The 16174-nt window shown below is 68.3% G+C and carries 20 protein-coding genes and 4 pseudogenes; 12 read left to right on the top strand and 12 right to left on the bottom strand.

All coding sequences use genetic code 11. The features are described 5' to 3' along the window. Positions 1 to 70 precede the first annotated feature (70 nt). The 3 genes and pseudogenes from OHB49_RS02540 to OHB49_RS02535 form a co-directional block, all read right to left on the bottom strand. The gene (locus OHB49_RS02540; protein WP_329157534.1) at positions 71 to 460 is read right to left on the bottom strand and encodes a hypothetical protein; all 390 of its coding nucleotides are present in this window, start codon (positions 458 to 460) and stop codon (positions 71 to 73) included. Positions 461 to 488: 28 nt separating this feature from the next. Beyond that, a pseudogene (locus OHB49_RS45720) lies at positions 489 to 782 on the bottom strand (class II aldolase/adducin family protein); the annotation flags it as partial. A gap of 726 nt (positions 783 to 1508) precedes the next feature. Continuing rightward, positions 1509 to 2273, bottom strand: coding sequence for a glycosyltransferase family 4 protein (locus OHB49_RS02535; protein WP_329157532.1), 765 nt, complete (start codon positions 2271 to 2273; stop codon positions 1509 to 1511). A gap of 101 nt (positions 2274 to 2374) precedes the next feature. Between OHB49_RS02535 and OHB49_RS02530 the strand changes: the two are divergent. The 4 genes and pseudogenes from OHB49_RS02530 to OHB49_RS02515 form a co-directional block, all read left to right on the top strand. After that, a pseudogene (locus OHB49_RS02530) lies at positions 2375 to 3013 on the top strand (8-oxoguanine DNA glycosylase OGG fold protein); the annotation flags it as partial. Positions 3014 to 3033: 20 nt separating this feature from the next. Next, positions 3034 to 3159, top strand: a complete 126-nt coding sequence (locus tag OHB49_RS02525) for a hypothetical protein (protein ID WP_329157530.1) — start codon at positions 3034 to 3036, stop codon at positions 3157 to 3159. 86 nt (positions 3160 to 3245) lie between these two features. Then, complete coding sequence (locus OHB49_RS02520) at positions 3246 to 3470, top strand: hypothetical protein (RefSeq protein WP_329157528.1); 225 nt, start codon at positions 3246 to 3248, stop codon at positions 3468 to 3470. A gap of 234 nt (positions 3471 to 3704) precedes the next feature. Then, positions 3705 to 4253, top strand: a complete 549-nt coding sequence (locus OHB49_RS02515; RefSeq protein ID WP_329157526.1) for a hypothetical protein — start codon at positions 3705 to 3707, stop codon at positions 4251 to 4253. Between the two features lie 83 nt (positions 4254 to 4336). On the opposite strand, the gene OHB49_RS02510 is transcribed toward OHB49_RS02515, so the two are convergent. Next, a complete protein-coding gene (locus OHB49_RS02510; RefSeq protein ID WP_329157524.1) occupies positions 4337 to 4462 on the bottom strand; it encodes a hypothetical protein in 126 nt (41 codons plus the stop codon). 92 nt (positions 4463 to 4554) lie between these two features. Further along, positions 4555 to 4797 (bottom strand): annotated as a pseudogene (locus OHB49_RS02505) (IS110 family transposase); the annotation flags it as partial. 104 nt (positions 4798 to 4901) lie between these two features. Between OHB49_RS02505 and OHB49_RS02500 the strand changes: the two are divergent. Beyond that, a complete protein-coding gene (locus OHB49_RS02500) occupies positions 4902 to 5219 on the top strand; it encodes a hypothetical protein (RefSeq protein ID WP_329157522.1) in 318 nt (105 codons plus the stop codon). On the opposite strand, the gene OHB49_RS02495 is transcribed toward OHB49_RS02500, so the two are convergent. Next, positions 5203 to 6519 carry an ice-binding family protein gene (locus OHB49_RS02495; RefSeq protein ID WP_329157520.1) on the bottom strand — a complete coding sequence of 439 codons (1317 nt, stop codon included), beginning with the start codon at positions 6517 to 6519 and terminating at the stop codon, positions 5203 to 5205. The two genes, OHB49_RS02500 and OHB49_RS02495, sit on opposite strands and share 17 nt — an antisense overlap. A 477-nt stretch (positions 6520 to 6996) precedes the next feature. Between OHB49_RS02495 and OHB49_RS02490 the strand changes: the two genes are divergently transcribed. Next, entirely contained in the window at positions 6997 to 7137 is a 141-nt protein-coding gene (locus OHB49_RS02490; protein WP_329157519.1) for a hypothetical protein, read from the top strand. 6 nt (positions 7138 to 7143) lie between these two features. On the opposite strand, the gene OHB49_RS02485 is transcribed toward OHB49_RS02490, so the two are convergent. Continuing rightward, on the bottom strand, positions 7144 to 7410 hold the full coding sequence (locus OHB49_RS02485; RefSeq protein ID WP_329157518.1) for a hypothetical protein: 267 nt from the start codon (positions 7408 to 7410) through the stop codon (positions 7144 to 7146). A gap of 327 nt (positions 7411 to 7737) precedes the next feature. Between OHB49_RS02485 and OHB49_RS02480 the strand changes: the two genes are divergently transcribed. The 4 genes from OHB49_RS02480 (at position 7738) to OHB49_RS02465 (ending at position 10301) form a co-directional block, all read left to right on the top strand. Beyond that, a complete protein-coding gene (locus tag OHB49_RS02480) occupies positions 7738 to 8100 on the top strand; it encodes a hypothetical protein (protein ID WP_329157516.1) in 363 nt (120 codons plus the stop codon). Between the two features lie 14 nt (positions 8101 to 8114). Continuing rightward, positions 8115 to 8699 carry an HNH endonuclease gene (locus OHB49_RS02475; RefSeq protein ID WP_329157515.1) on the top strand — a complete coding sequence of 195 codons (585 nt, stop codon included), beginning with the start codon at positions 8115 to 8117 and terminating at the stop codon, positions 8697 to 8699. A 23-nt stretch (positions 8700 to 8722) separates the two neighbouring features. Next, positions 8723 to 9421, top strand: a complete 699-nt coding sequence (locus OHB49_RS02470; RefSeq protein WP_329157513.1) for a hypothetical protein — start codon at positions 8723 to 8725, stop codon at positions 9419 to 9421. Between the two features lie 259 nt (positions 9422 to 9680). Continuing rightward, complete coding sequence (locus tag OHB49_RS02465; protein WP_329166329.1) at positions 9681 to 10301, top strand: hypothetical protein; 621 nt, start codon at positions 9681 to 9683, stop codon at positions 10299 to 10301. Between the two features lie 215 nt (positions 10302 to 10516). On the opposite strand, the pseudogene OHB49_RS02460 reads toward OHB49_RS02465, so the two are convergent. The 5 genes and pseudogenes from OHB49_RS02460 to OHB49_RS02440 all read right to left on the bottom strand — a co-directional run. Beyond that, positions 10517 to 11077: pseudogene (locus tag OHB49_RS02460) on the bottom strand (serine/threonine-protein phosphatase); the annotation flags it as partial. A 796-nt stretch (positions 11078 to 11873) separates the two neighbouring features. Continuing rightward, positions 11874 to 12146, bottom strand: coding sequence for a hypothetical protein (locus tag OHB49_RS02455; RefSeq protein ID WP_329157511.1), 273 nt, complete (start codon positions 12144 to 12146; stop codon positions 11874 to 11876). Positions 12147 to 12196: 50 nt separating this feature from the next. Then, positions 12197 to 12463 carry a hypothetical protein gene (locus OHB49_RS02450; protein WP_329157509.1) on the bottom strand — a complete coding sequence of 89 codons (267 nt, stop codon included), beginning with the start codon at positions 12461 to 12463 and terminating at the stop codon, positions 12197 to 12199. A gap of 94 nt (positions 12464 to 12557) precedes the next feature. Beyond that, complete coding sequence (locus OHB49_RS02445) at positions 12558 to 12746, bottom strand: hypothetical protein (protein ID WP_329157507.1); 189 nt, start codon at positions 12744 to 12746, stop codon at positions 12558 to 12560. Between the two features lie 5 nt (positions 12747 to 12751). Next, a complete protein-coding gene (locus OHB49_RS02440; RefSeq protein ID WP_329157505.1) occupies positions 12752 to 13327 on the bottom strand; it encodes a DUF5994 family protein in 576 nt (191 codons plus the stop codon). A gap of 285 nt (positions 13328 to 13612) precedes the next feature. Here OHB49_RS02440 and OHB49_RS02435 point away from each other — a divergent pair, with 285 nt between their 5' ends. Beyond that, the gene (locus tag OHB49_RS02435; RefSeq protein ID WP_329157503.1) at positions 13613 to 14089 is read left to right on the top strand and encodes a DUF5994 family protein; all 477 of its coding nucleotides are present in this window, start codon (positions 13613 to 13615) and stop codon (positions 14087 to 14089) included. A gap of 530 nt (positions 14090 to 14619) precedes the next feature. Beyond that, on the top strand, positions 14620 to 16056 hold the full coding sequence (locus tag OHB49_RS02430; RefSeq protein WP_329157501.1) for a major capsid protein: 1437 nt from the start codon (positions 14620 to 14622) through the stop codon (positions 16054 to 16056). Positions 16057 to 16174: the final 118 nt, after the last annotated feature.

Here is a 16174-nt window from a genome sequence, read left to right as displayed (position 1 = left end):
GGACATAGTCATCTGGTGGTATTCCTCAGTGTTGAAGTCTTGGGCTTTGGCGACAATTCCGCCGTATTCGCTACGGAGAAACCCGCCTCATGAAATGGAACGATACTGGTGGGGTGCCGGTTGCAGTTCCAAGGTCCAGACGTTCTTTCGGCCGGTAGAGCCGGTTCGGGTAGACGCTGCCGTTGGTCAGACCGGCCTGGAGGTATGCCGTCTGTGCCGTCTCTTCCAGCCGCAGCATCACGTCGGCCGTCCCGTTCAACTCCCGCCCCACGGTGAAGGCGCCGTGGCGGTAGAGGGTGAAGGCGAGTCCGCTGCGCTCCAGCTCCTCAGCGCGGGGAGCGATGAGCTCCTCGAGCTGGGGCCGGTAGTGGAGGAGGGTGACCGCGGCTACCTCCGGACGCTGCACCATGCCCTCCGGCATATCCAGCTCCACCGGGTCGGCAAGATAGTCCGCCTTCACCGCCCAGTCGTCGGCGTGCGTAGGGCGCGTGGGTGTGAACGATCGCGCCTGCGCGCGGCAGCATCCGGTACAGGTCCAGGTGCATGGGGGTGCCGGTGGCTCCGAGGCCTGCCGTCTGCTCGATGATCCGGCCGTCCGCATCCAGCACGATGAAGTCGTGCACCGTGGCGTGCCAGCGGTTGAAGGCGAGCGCTGTCGTGGATATCAGGATCCTGCCGTCCGGCAGGCGCACAGACACTGCGCCCCCGGCCGGATTCAGCGCTCCCCACGCCCTGAGCTCGTTGAGGATCGTGAGCAGGTGCTGCCGATGGCTCTGGTACATCATGAGGGAACTCCTTCGGGACTCGGTTCGATCCGGTAGCCGGTAGCCGGTAGCCGGTAGCCGGTAGCCGGCTGGTTGAGGATGCTGTGGGGCGGTATCCAGGCGGTTGCCACGGTTCACCTGGGCATGCAGCACGGTCCTGGCGCCGACGATCGCGCCGGGCCCGACCGTCACACCGATGCCGCCGCGTACGTCGTCCCCGATCAGCGCGCCCCGCTTCGGCTGGCCCGTACTCATGCGCTGCCCGTCCGGCAGAGTGAAGTGCACGGGGACCGAGGGGCGCAGTGTCGGGGTTGGACAGCAGACAGCAGGCAGTGACCAGGCCGACGGCGAAGTAGGACCCCCGGCCGATGACGGAGCAGCAAACCGTCGCCCGGTGGGCGAGTTCGCTGTTCTGGCCGATGACGCTGCGGGAGACCTCACAGCCGTAGCCGACTTGGACATTCTGGGAAATGACGGTCCGGGCGCGGACAGTTGAGTACTCGTGGATCACGGCGCCGGGCCCGATGACCACATCGCGACCCACGTTGGTCAGCGGCGATACGCGGGCGCTGGGGTGGATCCGAGGCCTGTCGCCCAGCCCTGCGCATACAAGGTCGTAGATGGCGCCGGACAGGTCACCGATCGCGGCGATGGGCTTGCCGTCGAGTGCGTCCGCACCCCACTCCTTGAGGAAGGTGTCGTCGCCGAGGCGCGTCACGTCGCCGAGCAGGCGGCCGGAGGCGTTCACAGTGCCACCGCCAGGGGCCGCGGACGGGACTGCTCCATCACAAGGGACAGGTACTGGGCCGCGCAGCGTCCGGGGGTGTACCAGGCCTCAGCCAGGGCTCGGGCAGCGCGCCCCATCCGGAGTAACTCGGCACGGTTCACCAGCGCGTCGACGAGTGCGTTCACAAGGCCGCCCGGGTCCGCCGGGTCGTAAACGATGCCCGTGAGCCCATCCACCACAAGCTCAGGCGTCGCTCCCGCGTTGGGGACCAGAGAGGGGACGCCGGCACCGGCGGCGTCGATGACGCCGCGTCCGAACCCTTCCTGCAGTGCGGCAGTCGCCAGCAGGTCGTACCCGCCCAATCGCTGGGGCAGATCGCTGTGGTAGCCCATGAACCTGACGGGTGCGGAGAGGTTGCGCACCAGCGCCTGCAGGTCCTGGTGGTGGGTGCCCGCCTCCCCGTAGATGTCGAGCCGCACATCGGCGGACAGGCGCGGATCGGCGACCGCGCGCACCAAGTGGTCGAGGCGTTTCCAAGGGACGGTCCTGGCGACCGAGGCCACCAGGAGCAGGCCCGTGTTCGGCCGTGAGCGAGGTACCTGCCCCGGAATGGCAACCCCGTTGGCGATTTCGCAGACGGACCGGGCAAGCGCGGCGTGCTCACGCAGGGCGGCGGCCGACGCCTTGGAGATCCCCACCCAGGCTGGGGCGCCGGACAACAGTTCCCACGGCAGCTCTCCAATCCGCCGCTCGACCAGCCGCCCGGTATCGGGGTCGATCACGCGAAGCATCTGTTCGCCATTGACGACATGCCCTAAGACGGGGAGGACACTCGCATGCCCGGCCACACGCGGAGCTCCCAGACCGCGACACCGTTCTCAGACAGGCGATTCCCTTCGATCGAGCCCGCTGGATACCCCTGCTCCCGGATTCCAGCTGGTGGCCGACCGTTCTCGACGAGTGCCCACACGCGGGCCGCTGGCCGCGGATGGACCGGCGGACCGTGTTCCGCATCGCCAGCCAGGCCGACACCGCAGAAGGCAGACGCCACCTGCTCGTAGCCGCCCTGGTCTGGGGGACCGGGACCAAGGCTCAGTCGGTGAATCGGCGCGCACGCATCTTTGAGCACTCCTCACCAGCAGACATTGACGCCCGACTCGACGAGGCACTCAACGTGCTCCGGGAGCGAGGCGCTGCCGACGGGTACTGGGCTTTCAACAATGACCAGAGGATCCCGCACCTGGGGCCGGCCTTCTTCACCAAGGTGCTCTACTTCGCCGGGCACAACAACAGCGCAAGCTCAGCTGTCTACCGACCAGTCATCCTGGACAGCGTCGTTTCACGAGCCCTCAAGGCCACGGACGCTGCGAACGCCAACTGGCCGGAGAACGGCTGGACGACGAACCAATATCGGCAGTACGTGGGCGGAGTGCACGAGTACGCGCAGGCCCGAGGAGTTCAGCCGGATCAAGTCGAGGCAGCTCTGTTCTCAGACGGCAAGCAGCTCCCTGATCGAAAGTAGGACCGCCGCGTAACCCTCGCATGCACGGGCCGGACGAGGAGGACGCCCGCGACAAGGCGGAGGAGATGCGGGTGATTGCTAGCTTCCTGATGCGGCGCGTCGACATGGACGAAGGGCAACGCAAGGCCGCCGCGTCGGGGCCGTGATCGCACGCACGAAAGTGGCGCGGGGTTTCCTTCCATGGACCGTCCCGCGGTCCTGACGGACGTGACGGCGGGCTACGACGCGCACGGTGTTCAGCCTTGAGACGGCGTGCTTCAGGGACGCCAGGTATTCGATCGAGGACATCACTGAGGAGATCGACCGCATCCAGCGACGCTCCTTCGACCAGGCCGCCCGCCTCGCCGACGCCACCGGCGACAACGCGGCAGTCCGCAAGTACCTGGGGCTGGCTAAGGCCGACCCGGGAATTCCGCCCGTGCCACTGTTCCCCGACCGCAGCGCCTCCCAGCAGTGAGGCGCCGCCCAGTCTGTACCGCGTCACGACGGCGGCACGCCGGTGAGGCGGCCCGGGCCACCTGGCGCTGGTGCACGTCTGCCAGCCGGTGCGATCTATGATCTCGCGGGCCTTCACAGCATTCATGGCACCTCTCAGGGCATACCGATCGTCTGTGGAGGAAGCGGATGGTATCTATCTGTGGCGGATGCCAGCAAGGTTGGCTCTGGCACCGATTCAACCAAGGGGGGAACGATGCGTTCCATGAAGTGGCCTGCTTGCTCAGCTCTGGCCGTCCTGATGCTTGCCGGGTGCAGCGCCGAGGGGCCGGCGAAGGACTCAGCGGCCGCGTCCAAGGCGGCCACGTCCAAGACGGCGCCGTCAGAGGGCACGTCCGATGCCAAGTCGGTGCTCGCCGCGGAGCAGGTCAGCGACGAGCTTGCGAAGGTTATCCCGTCGTTCAAGACGTTCCGCGTGTACACCGAGCGGGACGACCCTAACAAGCTGATGGGTCGGCCGGGCGGCTACACGTCGAAGACCGCGTTCTACGACATGCGTATCGCCAAGGGCGACCTTCAGGGGCTTGAGGATGACGACATCCGCCGTGGCGGGTCCGTCGAGGTGTTTGACACTGAGAAGGCGGCCAAGACTCGTCACGAGTACGTGAAGGCGATCGCGGAGGCGTCCAGCATGTTCGCCGAGTATGACTATCTGCGGGGCACGATGGTGGTACGTGTGAGCCGAGAACTTACTCCGGGTCAGGCCGCCGAGTACGAGGCGGCCCTGAAGGATCTACCGCGCTAGGCAACACTGATCGGCGGCGTGGCATCGCTGGTGGGCTCGGCGCCAGACCGGTGGCGCCGGGCCCGGCTACGGTGCGCCGACCGTCAGGCCAGCGTCGCCAGGAACTCGTTGTAGACCGCCCTGCAGTCCTGCGCGACCTGCTGGTACTGCTCGGCGGTCACCTGGTTGACGTCGTCCAGGTCGGGCGTCCGCTCCTTGCTCAGATGCATCACGTGGCGGCTGGCCAGGCTCCACGCCTCATCCAGCCGCTCCTTGGCTGCTGCGTCGGTAGTTGCCCAGTCGGCCACGAAGTCGACAGCCCGCCAGTCGCGTACAGGACCCGCTGCCCGTTGTCGGTGAGCAGCGCGATCATCAGAGCGGCCCCGCCGGCGTTGAGATCGATCGCCCAGGTCACCGGCTCGCCCTCGCTCAACGCGAGAACGTCCGCGATCAGTTCGAGCAGTGCGGCCTCGTCGTTGGCCACCCGCCGCGACAGCTTCCGCTCGGCGTCGGTGTCGATCACCACGCAGTGATGCTCGGCCTTGCCCGCGTCCGTACCGGCCCAAGCTCAGGCACGGTCACCTCCGAAATCGTTGCCTGTATTTGTCCCAGCAGACGACTTCGCCAGCATGTCCTTACCGAGCGATCTTGTCGCGCGCATCCCAATGAGTGGTCGAGTCGTCGGAACTCGCGGGAATCTCCGAGAAGCTCATCGACTGGGCCGCCACCCGCAACACCGCGACCATGCAGCGCCTGGCAGAACTCGCCGACCAGTACCAGAAACGCACCCGCCAGCCCCTCACCACCAAAATCCGGCACCGGATGATGGCACGCTGGCCGCCCGGCCGACCGGCTCGGCGCCGCGGACCGATGCTCGTTCTGGCCAACGGCATCCTCGCGTTCGCTGCCGCCGGCGTGTTCGAGTCTCTGGGGGACGCGGCTGGCGTGCGCCTCGGTTGCACGGCGAACTTCACCACGGGCGAGTGACGGTATTGGTGTCCAGAGTGACAGAGCCGTCGATGGCCAGGACCTGGCCGTTGACCGTCACGCCGGTGGTCACGGTGATCGAGGTCTGGGCCAGGACCCTTCCTGCAAAGTCGGTGCCGGTGCCCAGAGTGGCTGAACTGCCGATCAGCCAGATGACGTTCCTGGCTGTGGCGCCGTTGATGAGGAGCACGTGGCTCGCGGTTGCCGTCGTCAGGGTCGATCCGATCTGGAAGATCCAGTCGGCGTTGCGGTCTCCCTGGGCATCCAGCGTGAGCGTGCCGGTGAGCGCGATGGAAGAGGCGGCGTTGTAGACGCCGGGGGTCAGTGTGAGGCCGCCGATGTCTCCGGTGATGCTGCCGTCCGGGATCTGGCCGAGGGCGTCGTTGTACGTCGTGACCAGGTCGGCATGGCCTGCGACGGCGACGGCGTCCGAGTTGTGGATGCTTCCGTTGACCTGGCCGGGCGGGAATCCGGTGATGGACACTCCCGGGCTCACTCCGAGATCTCCGGTGACGTTGGAGAGGCTGGTGTTGGTGACCGACGCTCCGCCCAGGACCGCGAAGAGCCCCAGATAGGTGTACGCGTTCGAAGCGGTGGTGGTGCCGCCGAGGGTGGTGACGGAGACATCGGCCTGCCCGAGCGCCCCGGCGGGCACCACGGCGTCGATCTCGGTGTCGGAGGCGACCCGGAAGGAGAGGACGGGGGTGCCGTCGAAGGTGACGCTGGTGGTGTAGGAGAACGCGGTCCCGGTGATGACGACGAGATTGCCGCCGTCCACTGGTCCCGAGTCGAGGGTGATGACGGTGACGGAAGGCGAGTTGAGATAGGTATAGACGACTCCGCTGGCGATTCCGCCCCTGGTGGTGACGGTGACCCCTACCGGACCCGCGGAGGCCGCCGCTGGGACGGTCACGGTGAGCTGGCCGTCGGAGTCGACGGTGAACGCGGCGGTCTGCGTGCCGAATCTGACCTCGCTCGTGGTGGAGAGGCCGAGACCGGTGAAGATCACTGTATTGCCGCCTCCCAGAGGGCCCGCGGGAGGCGGGTCGATGCGGAAGGAGGGCGGCGGCAGGTAGAAGAAGGTGCCCACAATCCCCGTTCCGCCGGCGGTTGTGACGGAGACCGGGACGGCGCCGTGACCGGAAGGGGTGATGGTGTCGGTCGTGGTGTCGCTGACGACCGTGAAGCTCGTCGCCTGGCGGGTGCCGTAGTGCACGGCGGTGGTGCCGGTGAAGTGGCCGCCGGTGAGGGTCACCGCGTCGCCCCCGCCGGTGGATCCTTGGTTCGGCGAGACTGGCATAGGAGCTCCCCTGAGTCCATCGCCGACGGACGGGGCGCGTCTCAAACCAGCTCTTCCTCCGACGACATAGCGGTGCGAATACATCAAGTAGCACACCGGTCTAACCCGGTGTCAATAGCTCAAGGACCCCATGTCGCCCGCAACGCACGCGCGTTCGGCGCTTCGCGTCAAGCAGCACCACCGGCGCACCACCCGCGGACCCAACATCGCCGCCCGGTTCAGCCCCAGTTCCTGAGACCCATCCGAGCCGTCTGGCGAGACGGACCATCGGCAGGTAGGGAATCGTCCTGACCAAGTTGGTCAAGGAATCGATGGCACGAACCACACGGTGGTCCAACTTCAGTGGCAATCGGTCAAGGATCAGTGGCACAGGACAGGCACGCGCCGAGGGCCGCACACGGCAGTCAGCTCCTGTGCGGCCCTTGGTGCGTTCTGTGGAGGTATGCTCCCCGGCCGGTGAATTCGGAAGGTGGCGGCATGGCGGGTACGACAGCGTTCGTGTGGGTGCTCCTCGGTGGCTGCGGTGTCGCAGTCGTCACGGTCGTCGCCCGGGCCAAGGTGGACGTCGCCCGCATTCAGGCGAAGACCGGCGGCCGCGAATCGGCCCGGCGAAGCTGACCGACGTCAGTCCTTGATGGAACGCACAGTCGGCTTCCGCTTCGGGGCGACGCCATGCTCCTTGGCGATGCCACGCACGGTCTCCTCAGTCCACGGCGTCAGCGCCGCGATCTTGGCGTGAGACAGGCCGGACGTACGCAGTTCGTCGGCGACAGCCTTCCGCGCGGTCTGCCGCTTCTCCTCCAGCAGCGCCTCGGCCTTGGCCAGCTCTTCGAGGGCGTCGGTGAGGTTCTGGCTGGGCTCGTGAGGCTCGGCGCTCTTTCGCGTGGTCATGCGGGCGAGTCTTCCACAAGAGGAGTTGGGCAAACCCGTTAGCCGTGTGGAGTTGGTGGCTCTGGCCTGCGGGAATTCGCGGAAGGCGCCCCCGCCCCGTGCGCCCGGCCGTCGCGCCCGCCCGGAAGTAGTCCAGGCGCAGCGGCGAGCCCCGCTCTCCCCTGGTGGGAGGCGGGGCTTCCTGCTGCCCGGACGCATCCGAAGCATGCCTCCGACCTGGACACTTTGCCAATCCCTCGCCTATTCCGGATGCCCAATCTGATTTTCCCAAATCGTCTTGGGGAAGAATGGTGGATGTAACCACAAACCACCAAGAAAGAGGCAGGCATGAGCGCATCGGTCGGCACCACTCACCCCGTCCGGTGCCTCAAGTGCCGCAGGATCCTCCGCCGCCCCTCGCCCGACGGGCTCGGCCCGAAGTGCGGCAGGAAGGTCCGCCGCGCCACCAAGGCCCCCGAGCTGACCCAGTACAAGCCGCACCTGGTCGAAAAGGCCGTCGAGCTCCTTGAGCAGGGCGCGGTCATCCCCCTCCGCGCCACCAAGAAGAACCGGGTCTTCCTCGTGGTCAGCAGCGACGGCAGCAGCAACTACCGCACCGCGCGAGCCGCCTGCAACTGCCCGGCCGGCCTCAAGGCCGCGCACATGTGCAAGCACCGAATCGCCGTGATCGCCCTGGAACTGGCGAGCTGAAAGGAAGTCACCCAATGTCGTTCGAACTGCCCGCCCGGTTCTGGTCCAAGACCCGCGAGGAGGACCGCGGCTACGAGACCCCTTGCCTGATCTGGACGCGCGCCACCCAGAAGCCGGGCTACGGCAAGTTCAGCTGGCAAGGCGAGTCGGTCCTCGCCCATCGCCTGGCCTACGAGGCCGTTCACGGTGAGATCCCCGACGAGATCGACGGACAGCGAGCCGTCATCGACCACAGGTGCCGGGTCCACCCGTGCGTGAACGTCGGCCACCTGGAGGTCGTGACCAACGGCGCGAACGTCCTGCGCGGCGAGACGGTCGTGGCCGCCAATGCCAGCAAGACCCACTGCTCCAACGGTCACGAGTTCACCCCGGAGAACACCGCCCGCAACAGCCGAGGCAATCGCACCTGCGTCACCTGCGTGAACGCCAACCACGAGGCGTGGAACGAGGAGCGGCGCGGCGGTCGGCCCCCGTCCAGCACGCACTGCCGTAACGGACACAGGTTCACCGCCGAGAACACCGGCCGCGACAGCAACGGGTGGCGCGTCTGCATCGCCTGCCGCGATAAGCGCCGGGCCCGCCGCGCCCGCAAGCACTGAAGCCACCGAGAGAGGACTCCCTGATGAACACGCACCTGACGGCCGCCACCCGCGCCCAGCTCCTCGCGAAGATCGTCCGAGGCCGCGCCCAGGACCACCCCGAGGGCAACGCGCTTCGCAACATCGCCCGGAACCTGACGCGCGCGGCGAAGGAGCTCCGCGAGGCCGCCGACGCCGACCGCCTCCCCGATGCGGCCGACCAGGCGCTGTGGCGCGCCCGCATGGCCGCCGCCCGCGCGGTGACCGGCATCCCGGCCGCGGTCATCGACTACGTCTCGGCGCCCGCCATCGGCTACGCGCCCGACCTGCCCGACCTGCTCCCCGCCGACCCCGAGCACGTCCGCCAGGAGAACGAGCTGCGCGCCCGCTTCCTCGACCTCTCCCGGCACCTCGACTGCCGCGACGAAGACGTAGCCAACGCCGTGCTCGTCGCCCTCATCCGCCTGCACAGCGACTACGACCACCTGGCCGCCGAGGTCGAAGTCCACGGCCGCGCCGACCAGGCCCCGACGACCTACCGGCCGCACGAAGGCGCGCGCACGGCCGCCCACCTGCCGGGCCACCTGACCGTGTTCGACGGCGGCCGGATCCTCAGCGAGCTGGCCGTCCCGTTCGACATCACCCCCGGCGAGATCTGGCAGCTCATCAAGACCGCCCAGCCCACCCGCGACACGGCCGCCGCGTTCATCGCCGACCTCGGCGCCGAACTCGCAGCCGCCTGACCCCGGACAGCGTGTCCGGACACGTCCGGACGCGCGCCGACCTGCACGAACGCCAGCACGCGGACACCGGCCGGACAACGGTCCGGCCGGTGTCCGGACAGCCATCCGGACACCTCATGACCGCCACGCCCCCGCCCCGGAGTTCGTCGTCAGCGCACCGCGAAACTGCCCAGGTATCGGGCCCCCTCCTAGCCCAATGCCGCAGCTGAAAGCCGTGGCGACGTAGCAGTGGGTCCGGCATCATCCCCATGTGATTGTGATGCAACCCGTTCTGGAGATCTCTGCTGCCGACGACTTCGAGCTCTGGCCGGTTGGCGAGCACGAGCCATATGGCCACCTCGTGCTGAACGGGGAGCTGACTCCGGCGGAGGTCGGCACGGCCGTTATGCGAATCGCCGACTGCAACGACTTCGAGCCGGAGGAGGAGCACAGGCCGTGCCCGACCGACCCACTCGGCACATTCCTGCACGGGCTGCTCACCATGCCTGACCTGTTCGCCGCCGGCGGCTTCCGGGTGACCGACAACGCCACCGATACCGTTTTCGTCGAGCCGGGTTGCTGCAACGGCCTGGAGACCTGGCGGGACTGGCTGGAGGTGCTGGACGGCACCGGCTGCTCCTACTTCGGCCACGACCCGTTCTCGGTGGCCGAACGTGTCGGCGACATCGTCCGGCTGACGCTCGACGCCCATGGGACGGATGGCAGCCCGGTGATCGAGCTGTCGGTAGACCAGGTACGCAGGCTCGTCGCGGGCGCCCAGCAGGATCTGCAGGACTTCCTCAGCCTTGGCGGAAGCTGGGCTGAACAACACCTGCCGGCACACGCTGCGGCCGTCACTGCCGCCCTGGCACGGGCACTGGACCTGGCGCCCACACAATGACCAGTTTCCTGACCCATCGAGCGCACGTGCACGACGCCCGCCTTCCTCTCCGCCGCCGGCACAGTGCGCTGCGGACCTGCATCACCCTCTTTGCTCCGTACGGCTTCCGGGCGACGTACCACCACCTCACGCTCAGCGCCGCGATCCCCCGGCGGCTGGAGGGGGACCCGGACGCGCTGGTGCGGGCGGTGGAGGAACTGCATGAGGCGCGGGTGCTGTGGCTCGCGCGGGCGGAGCGGGGGCAGCAACGACCACTGGATCTCCGCGGCCACGCTCATCGGGGCGCTGCGTCGGGTCTGGAAGAACAGGTCGGTGTAGGCGTCCTTGGCGACGATCATGTCTGCGACCAACCCGGCGAGTCTGCGCAGCAGCCGCCGGTCGTCGTCATCGACGCTGTCCAGGGTGACGGCCATCGCGCCGATCTGGTCGCTGCCGTCCAGTAGCGGCAGATACATCCGCACGCTGCCGTCCTGGGGCACCTCTACCGCTTTGCGGCTCAAGAACGCCTCGCCGGCGGGGGAGTCCTCGACCGGTTCGGGGTCACCGACCGTCAGCCGCCGGCCCGGCAGCGGTACCAGCCGCATTTGTTCGTAGTCCTGCAAGAGGATCGAGAGGTCCCGGCCACCGACCCTGGCCACCTCTTCCGCAACGAGTGGGGCGATCAGCTGCGGCGGCATCTCGTGAGTCCGGTCCAGCAGCACGCCCAGCAACCGCTCACCAAATCCCTCCGACCGGTCCACCCCGAAGCTGCTCGGGTTCCGCCCGCCTTCGGTCATCGCTGCTTGCATCCCTTCATCCCGCGGCCTCGGGGAAAAAAACACCGGGCGGCTGTCTGCCCGAGGTGTTCGCCAGGCGACCTGGCGCTCACTTTCGGTGGCCAGGCGCCGGTACGAGGTGGTGCTGGCCAGGATGGAGATCACCTTCTCCCGCCCCTCGACGCCGGCGCCTTCAACTCCCTGGCCACGCATTCCGGCTCACAGTGCCCCGACCCGACGCACCCGGATCCATCGGGCACACAAGGGCGATCCGCTCCAAGAGCGCTCACACGCCCCGTACACACGGGGCTCCGGCCACGACAGTGGTCGCCCCGTACAGCCTGGCACCGCCAACCGCCCCAATGAGCCGATTACGCCAGAGACGGCATGTCACACCCCGTCAGAACCGTTGATATGCATGGTCTCCTGAGCAAACGGGTGCTCCTCACCCGGCCGTGGGGACCAGGGGAACAGCCAGTAACGCTGCACTTGATCTTGGTCTTGGGGACTCGAAAAGCTCGTTCTGAAGATCAATACCCGGGCGGAGCGGAAGGTCGGCAAGGGGCTGAACGCGGAGCTGAAGAATCTTTTCCTGCCAGGCTTCAATGTGGCGTCTGACCTGGGCCTATCGGGTGCCAGCGACTCGGCGCGGGGACTCTGCCGTACTCGTGTTGACCGATGTTCGCCGTCCCCAAGGGCATGTATGGGGCACGGGCCTGTCGGGTTTGACGTTGTGGAGCCTTGTGGCCGCGTCGGGGACGCGGAGCTGAAGCATCGGGTACCCACGGTGCCAGGCCCTTCACGTGTGCAAGCGGATTCAGCAGTGCTCTTCCTCCTCGGACTCCATGCGCCGGATTCCCTCGTGGGTGAGGGTGACCATCGCGGGGGTGTTGCCCGGTTCCCAGTCGACGGTGATCAGGCCTTCGCCCGCCAGGTAGGTGCAGGCGGCGGCCAGGTCCTGTTCCGGTACGTGGAGGTCGCGCCGCAGCTGTGCCCCGGTGATGCCGAGGAGGCGGTTGCCTTCGACGGCTTCGTACAGGACTCGGAGCACCTGATCGCGGTAGGTCTTGCGTTCGCGCAGTGTGGCCATGACCGCGTCCTCTCGTGGGCGGGGGTGGGTTCCGGGGCCCGTCGGGGCTCTTAGGTCTCGTCGGAGTGGGCGCCGGTGCCGACGGGGGTCCGGCTGGCGGCCAGCCAGGAGCGGGCGGGGCCGGCGGGTGCTGCGGTGTCCACGGTGAGGTGGAGGCGGGTGTCGCCGTCGATGCCGGGATAGCTGCGCTGTTCCGCGCCGGCGAAGCAGCCGCGAAGGGCTTCCGCGACCGCTCGGGCGGCTTCGGGCGTGTGCGCGATGATCCGTACCTCGGCGTGCCCGAGCGACGGTAGTGTCTGGGTCTCGATGTACTTCACGTGGGCGTGTTCCCTTCGGGGTGGGAGAGAAGCCGACGGGTCGGGGCGCCGTGGCGCCCCGCCCGCTGCCCCCGGTCGGAGGAAGGTCTGTTCCTCACCGGTCGACATCCGTGCGGTGGGCTCGACGACTGGTGTCGTCCGGCAGGCCGGGAGGTCTCGGCAGGGGGTCGCTGAAGTGGTGAGCCGCGATCCGTGCGTCGTGCTGGGCGTTGAGCAGGTGGATCAGTCGCATTCCGATGCCGATCGCGAGGACGATCACCGCAATGAGGACGAAGGTCTCCACGGAGCTCACCTCCAGCCGTTTTCGGGCAGCGGCAGGGCGCTTCGTCCCATCGGGTTCCCGAAGGGGGGCATGCAGGCCCCGCCTTCGCCCTCCCAGGTGGCTTCCCGGCGCACGGCATCACGGATGCCGCGCCCGATGACGGATTCGTTGGTCATTAGGACGCCTGCGGTGAGGACGCTGCCCGGGATCGCTGCGGCGGCCATCAGGCGGGCCGCAGCGGCGGGTTCGGTCTCGGGCGAGATGACGAGGAGGTCCCAGCGGCCGGCGGTGTAGGAGAGCAGGATCAGCTTGTCGGGGTCCTGTTCGGTGAACCAGCCCACGTGCAGCATGCGCCCGTCCACGGCAACCGTGTGCGGTACGACGAGCCAGCGGGTGGGGTTCACGGTGACGCGAGTAACGCGGCCCCAGGGTTCCTCCAGGGCGGCGGCGAGCGGTGGAAGCTCGGCTTCGAGGTCGCGGGAGAAGGGCCACCAGGCCCCGTCCAGCTGGCCGGCGAGCGTGGTCTTCGGGGTGAGGGACAAGCGAGCCGGGTACTTTGCGGCGAAGTCGCGGGGCGCGGTCCGGTCGAGGATGGTGCTCATGCTGCGGACCTGCCCCCGGACTGCCCGTCGGCAGCCCGGTTTTTCGTGGTCGCCGGAAATGACACCCGCGTGAAAGCCGGTGTGCGAAGTACTCCCAGTGCTTTCATTCTACGCCTGTTCAGCGGACTCTGACCGCCGTGACCAGGCATTTTCCGGCGGGCGCTGGATCGGGCGGCGGGAGTATCGTGAAGCTACGGCGGGCTCGCGCACGTCGCCGACCGGGCACCGGCGTCGGCGCCGACCTGCGACGACGCACGGCCGCACCCCGTAGACGGGCGGACTCACATGGCTGACTCCGACATCCCCCACACGCCCCCACTACTCCTGCCGGATGCGATCCACCAGGCGGTCAAACCGGGTACGGCCCTGCTGCGGCTGGAGACCACGCGGTCTCGGGAGGGGCTCCTGGACGGCGCGTGGTGGCCGCGCACGCGCGACATCGAGACCGAGCTGCCCGCGCTGATCAGCGTGCTGACCGGGCATCTCGGGCCGATCACCCGGGTGGGTCTGGACGCGTCCGCCTGGAACGGCCTCCCCACCCGCCTGGTCATCGACGACCAGGTCGTGCACCTCGATTCCGACCCGGTCGGCGACGACACCGTCCTCATCACCCGCGGCGACAACGACCTCTTCGCCCTGCTGGTGGTTCCCCCGGACACCACCGCCGACGCCGCCCGCGAAGCGATGGCCCGCGCCGTCCGCGCCGACAACATCACCCAGGCCGCTCAGATCCTCATCGCCACCACGCCCGAACCCGAGTAGGACCAGGTCGTTGACGTGGGACTTCGCTGAAGAGCGGATGGCGAGACCGGCCGGGCACAACATGCGCCGTTTCACCGCAGGTGGGTCCCGGCCACGGGCCTCCAGGCCCGAGTCTGGTTGTTTGCGTGTCGAGGTTGGGGCAGGCGACGCGAGTGCCGTCCCCGCCACGCTCGTTTCGGCACTTCGGCGAGGCAGACACATCCGTTCGCCGACCGAACCCTGGGAACGCTCAGCGCCCGAAGACTGGCCAGCGCTGCCGCAATTCGGGTTCTGGCACTTTCAGTTCGATGGCGCCCGTGCTTCGAGCTGGAGCGCCCCGGACCTGGCGCCAGGTGCTTCCTCGGCGGTGGACGAAACGCTCGAACTTACCTTTGTGAGCTGCACCCCACTCTGACGCCTTCTGAACCGCATGGCTACCCGCAGACCTGGCGTAGCCACGAACCCGTGAAGCTGCTATCTGGCTATGCTTTGGGGCAGCGTCGCTGGTTCTGGGCCGGACACTCCGAGATCGATCACTGGAGATCCGTCCCATGGCCGAGTTTGAGCTTCCCGAGGACATTCGATCCCTCAATGACGACGAGCTTGCCGAGACTCTCGACCAGGCTCGTGCCGCGTTCGCTCAGCTTTCCGCAGAGAACACGATCGACGATCAGGGCATGACGCGGATGCGCGCCCTGGCCACCGGCGTCCAGGACATTCGGCAGGAGCAGGCCAACCGCCTCCAGGCGGCGCAGCAGGCCGCCACCGAGATCGAGCAGCTCGCCGCCCAGGTACGTGGCGATGACCCCGCTGCCGAGCCGGTCGAGGAGCCCCCGGCAGAGCCGACCGCGGCCGCCGACCCGGAGCCCGAGCCCCTGGTCGAGGCACCGGCGCAGCCGGCCACCGCCACCGCCTCTCTGGTCGCCCGGCCGGCCCTGAACCTGTCCAACGTGCGTCGGCACCAGCCGCGCGTCCTGCCCGAGCCGCCCGCACCGACCACGTCCGTCACCGCGGCGGTCGACGTGCCCGGCTACACCCCGGGCAGCCCGCTAGGCTTCGGTGAGATCACCGCGGGCATCATCAGCCGCGCCAACGCCCTCAAGACGGCCGGCGGCGGTGTCGGCCAGGTGATCAGCTACCGGCACCCGTACCCCGAGGACCTCATCGTCACGGACTCCTCGAGTGCACCCGAGGGCACGAACGTAGCGTTGCGGGCGTCGGACCAGAACCGCCTGCCGCAGGGCAACCTCGTTGCCTCCGGCGGCTGGTGCGCCCCCTCCGAGACGGTCTACGAGCTCACGTCCGTGTCCTGCCCGGACATGCTGTGGGACGCCCCCGAGATTCAGCTGGCGCGCGGCGGTCTGCGCTACTACAAGACGCCGTCCCTGGACGTCGCGGCGATGACATGGCTCCACACCGAAGCCGACGACATCTCCGGTGCCACGAAGCCGTGCTTCCGGATCCCCTGCCCGGACCCGGTCGAGGTCCGCTGCGACGCGGTCGGCGTCTGCCTCGAAGCAGGCATCCTGACCCAGCGACACTTCCCCGAGCTCGTCTCCTGGTACCTGCGCAACTCCATGGTCGCCCACGAAATCCGGCTCCGACAGGTCCTGTTCGCCCAAGCCATCGCGTCGGCCACCCCGGTCACCCTGCCCGCGACGTTCGGTGCGCTCTCCCCGGTGTTCGCCGCCGTCGCCCTCCAGGCCGCCGACATGATCGAGCGCCACAGCTTCTGTGACTCGATCTCGCTGGAAGTCGTCTTCCCCTGGTGGTCGCGCAACCTCTTCCTCGCCGGCTCGTCGCCCACCAGGAGGGCGTCGAATGTCTCGCAGCCGCTCGCGCAGGCCCTCGAAGGGCGCACAGGTGCAGGCTGCGAAGGGTGCACAGGCGCAGGCTGCGCAGCGCCCGCGATTCGCGACCCCAGCGACGACAGGGCCGCAGTTCGTCGCTCAGTTCGATGGCCACGGGTCCGGATAGTACGGCGCTGAGCCCTGGTCGTCGTGGGGCGCCACACGGCCGGGCGGTGGCCGGTCACCTGGTGATGCAGACGGCCCTGCTGCTGGTACGTGGACCACACCCGTGCGGTCAAGCCTTCGCCAAATCCCC

The organism is Streptomyces sp. NBC_01717, from assembly GCF_036248255.1.
Classification (GTDB): Bacteria; Actinomycetota; Actinomycetes; order Streptomycetales; family Streptomycetaceae; genus Streptomyces.
Note: the sequence above shows the minus strand (reverse complement) of the source record. Positions and strands in the feature narration are given on the sequence as shown.

Excerpts from the sequence above, each read along its gene's own strand:
- OHB49_RS02485 (WP_329157518.1), bottom strand. The coding sequence starts at position 7,410 with ATGACCACGCGAAAGAGCGCCGAGCCTCACGAGCCCAGCCAGAACCTC.
- OHB49_RS02435 (WP_329157503.1), top strand. The coding sequence starts at position 13,613 with ATGGCTGACTCCGACATCCCCCACACGCCCCCACTACTCCTGCCGGAT.
- OHB49_RS02495 (WP_329157520.1), bottom strand. The coding sequence starts at position 6,519 with ATGCCAGTCTCGCCGAACCAAGGATCCACCGGCGGGGGCGACGCGGTG.
- OHB49_RS02480 (WP_329157516.1), top strand. The coding sequence starts at position 7,738 with ATGAGCGCATCGGTCGGCACCACTCACCCCGTCCGGTGCCTCAAGTGC.
- OHB49_RS02440 (WP_329157505.1), bottom strand. The coding sequence starts at position 13,327 with ATGAGCACCATCCTCGACCGGACCGCGCCCCGCGACTTCGCCGCAAAG.
- OHB49_RS02465 (WP_329166329.1), top strand. The coding sequence starts at position 9,681 with ATGCAACCCGTTCTGGAGATCTCTGCTGCCGACGACTTCGAGCTCTGG.
- OHB49_RS02515 (WP_329157526.1), top strand. The coding sequence starts at position 3,705 with ATGCGTTCCATGAAGTGGCCTGCTTGCTCAGCTCTGGCCGTCCTGATG.
- OHB49_RS02525 (WP_329157530.1), top strand. The coding sequence starts at position 3,034 with ATGCACGGGCCGGACGAGGAGGACGCCCGCGACAAGGCGGAGGAGATG.
- OHB49_RS02490 (WP_329157519.1), top strand. The coding sequence starts at position 6,997 with ATGGCGGGTACGACAGCGTTCGTGTGGGTGCTCCTCGGTGGCTGCGGT.
- OHB49_RS02475 (WP_329157515.1), top strand. The coding sequence starts at position 8,115 with ATGTCGTTCGAACTGCCCGCCCGGTTCTGGTCCAAGACCCGCGAGGAG.
- OHB49_RS02430 (WP_329157501.1), top strand. The coding sequence starts at position 14,620 with ATGGCCGAGTTTGAGCTTCCCGAGGACATTCGATCCCTCAATGACGAC.
- OHB49_RS02455 (WP_329157511.1), bottom strand. The coding sequence starts at position 12,146 with ATGGCCACACTGCGCGAACGCAAGACCTACCGCGATCAGGTGCTCCGA.
- OHB49_RS02470 (WP_329157513.1), top strand. The coding sequence starts at position 8,723 with ATGAACACGCACCTGACGGCCGCCACCCGCGCCCAGCTCCTCGCGAAG.
- OHB49_RS02510 (WP_329157524.1), bottom strand. The coding sequence starts at position 4,462 with ATGCATCTGAGCAAGGAGCGGACGCCCGACCTGGACGACGTCAACCAG.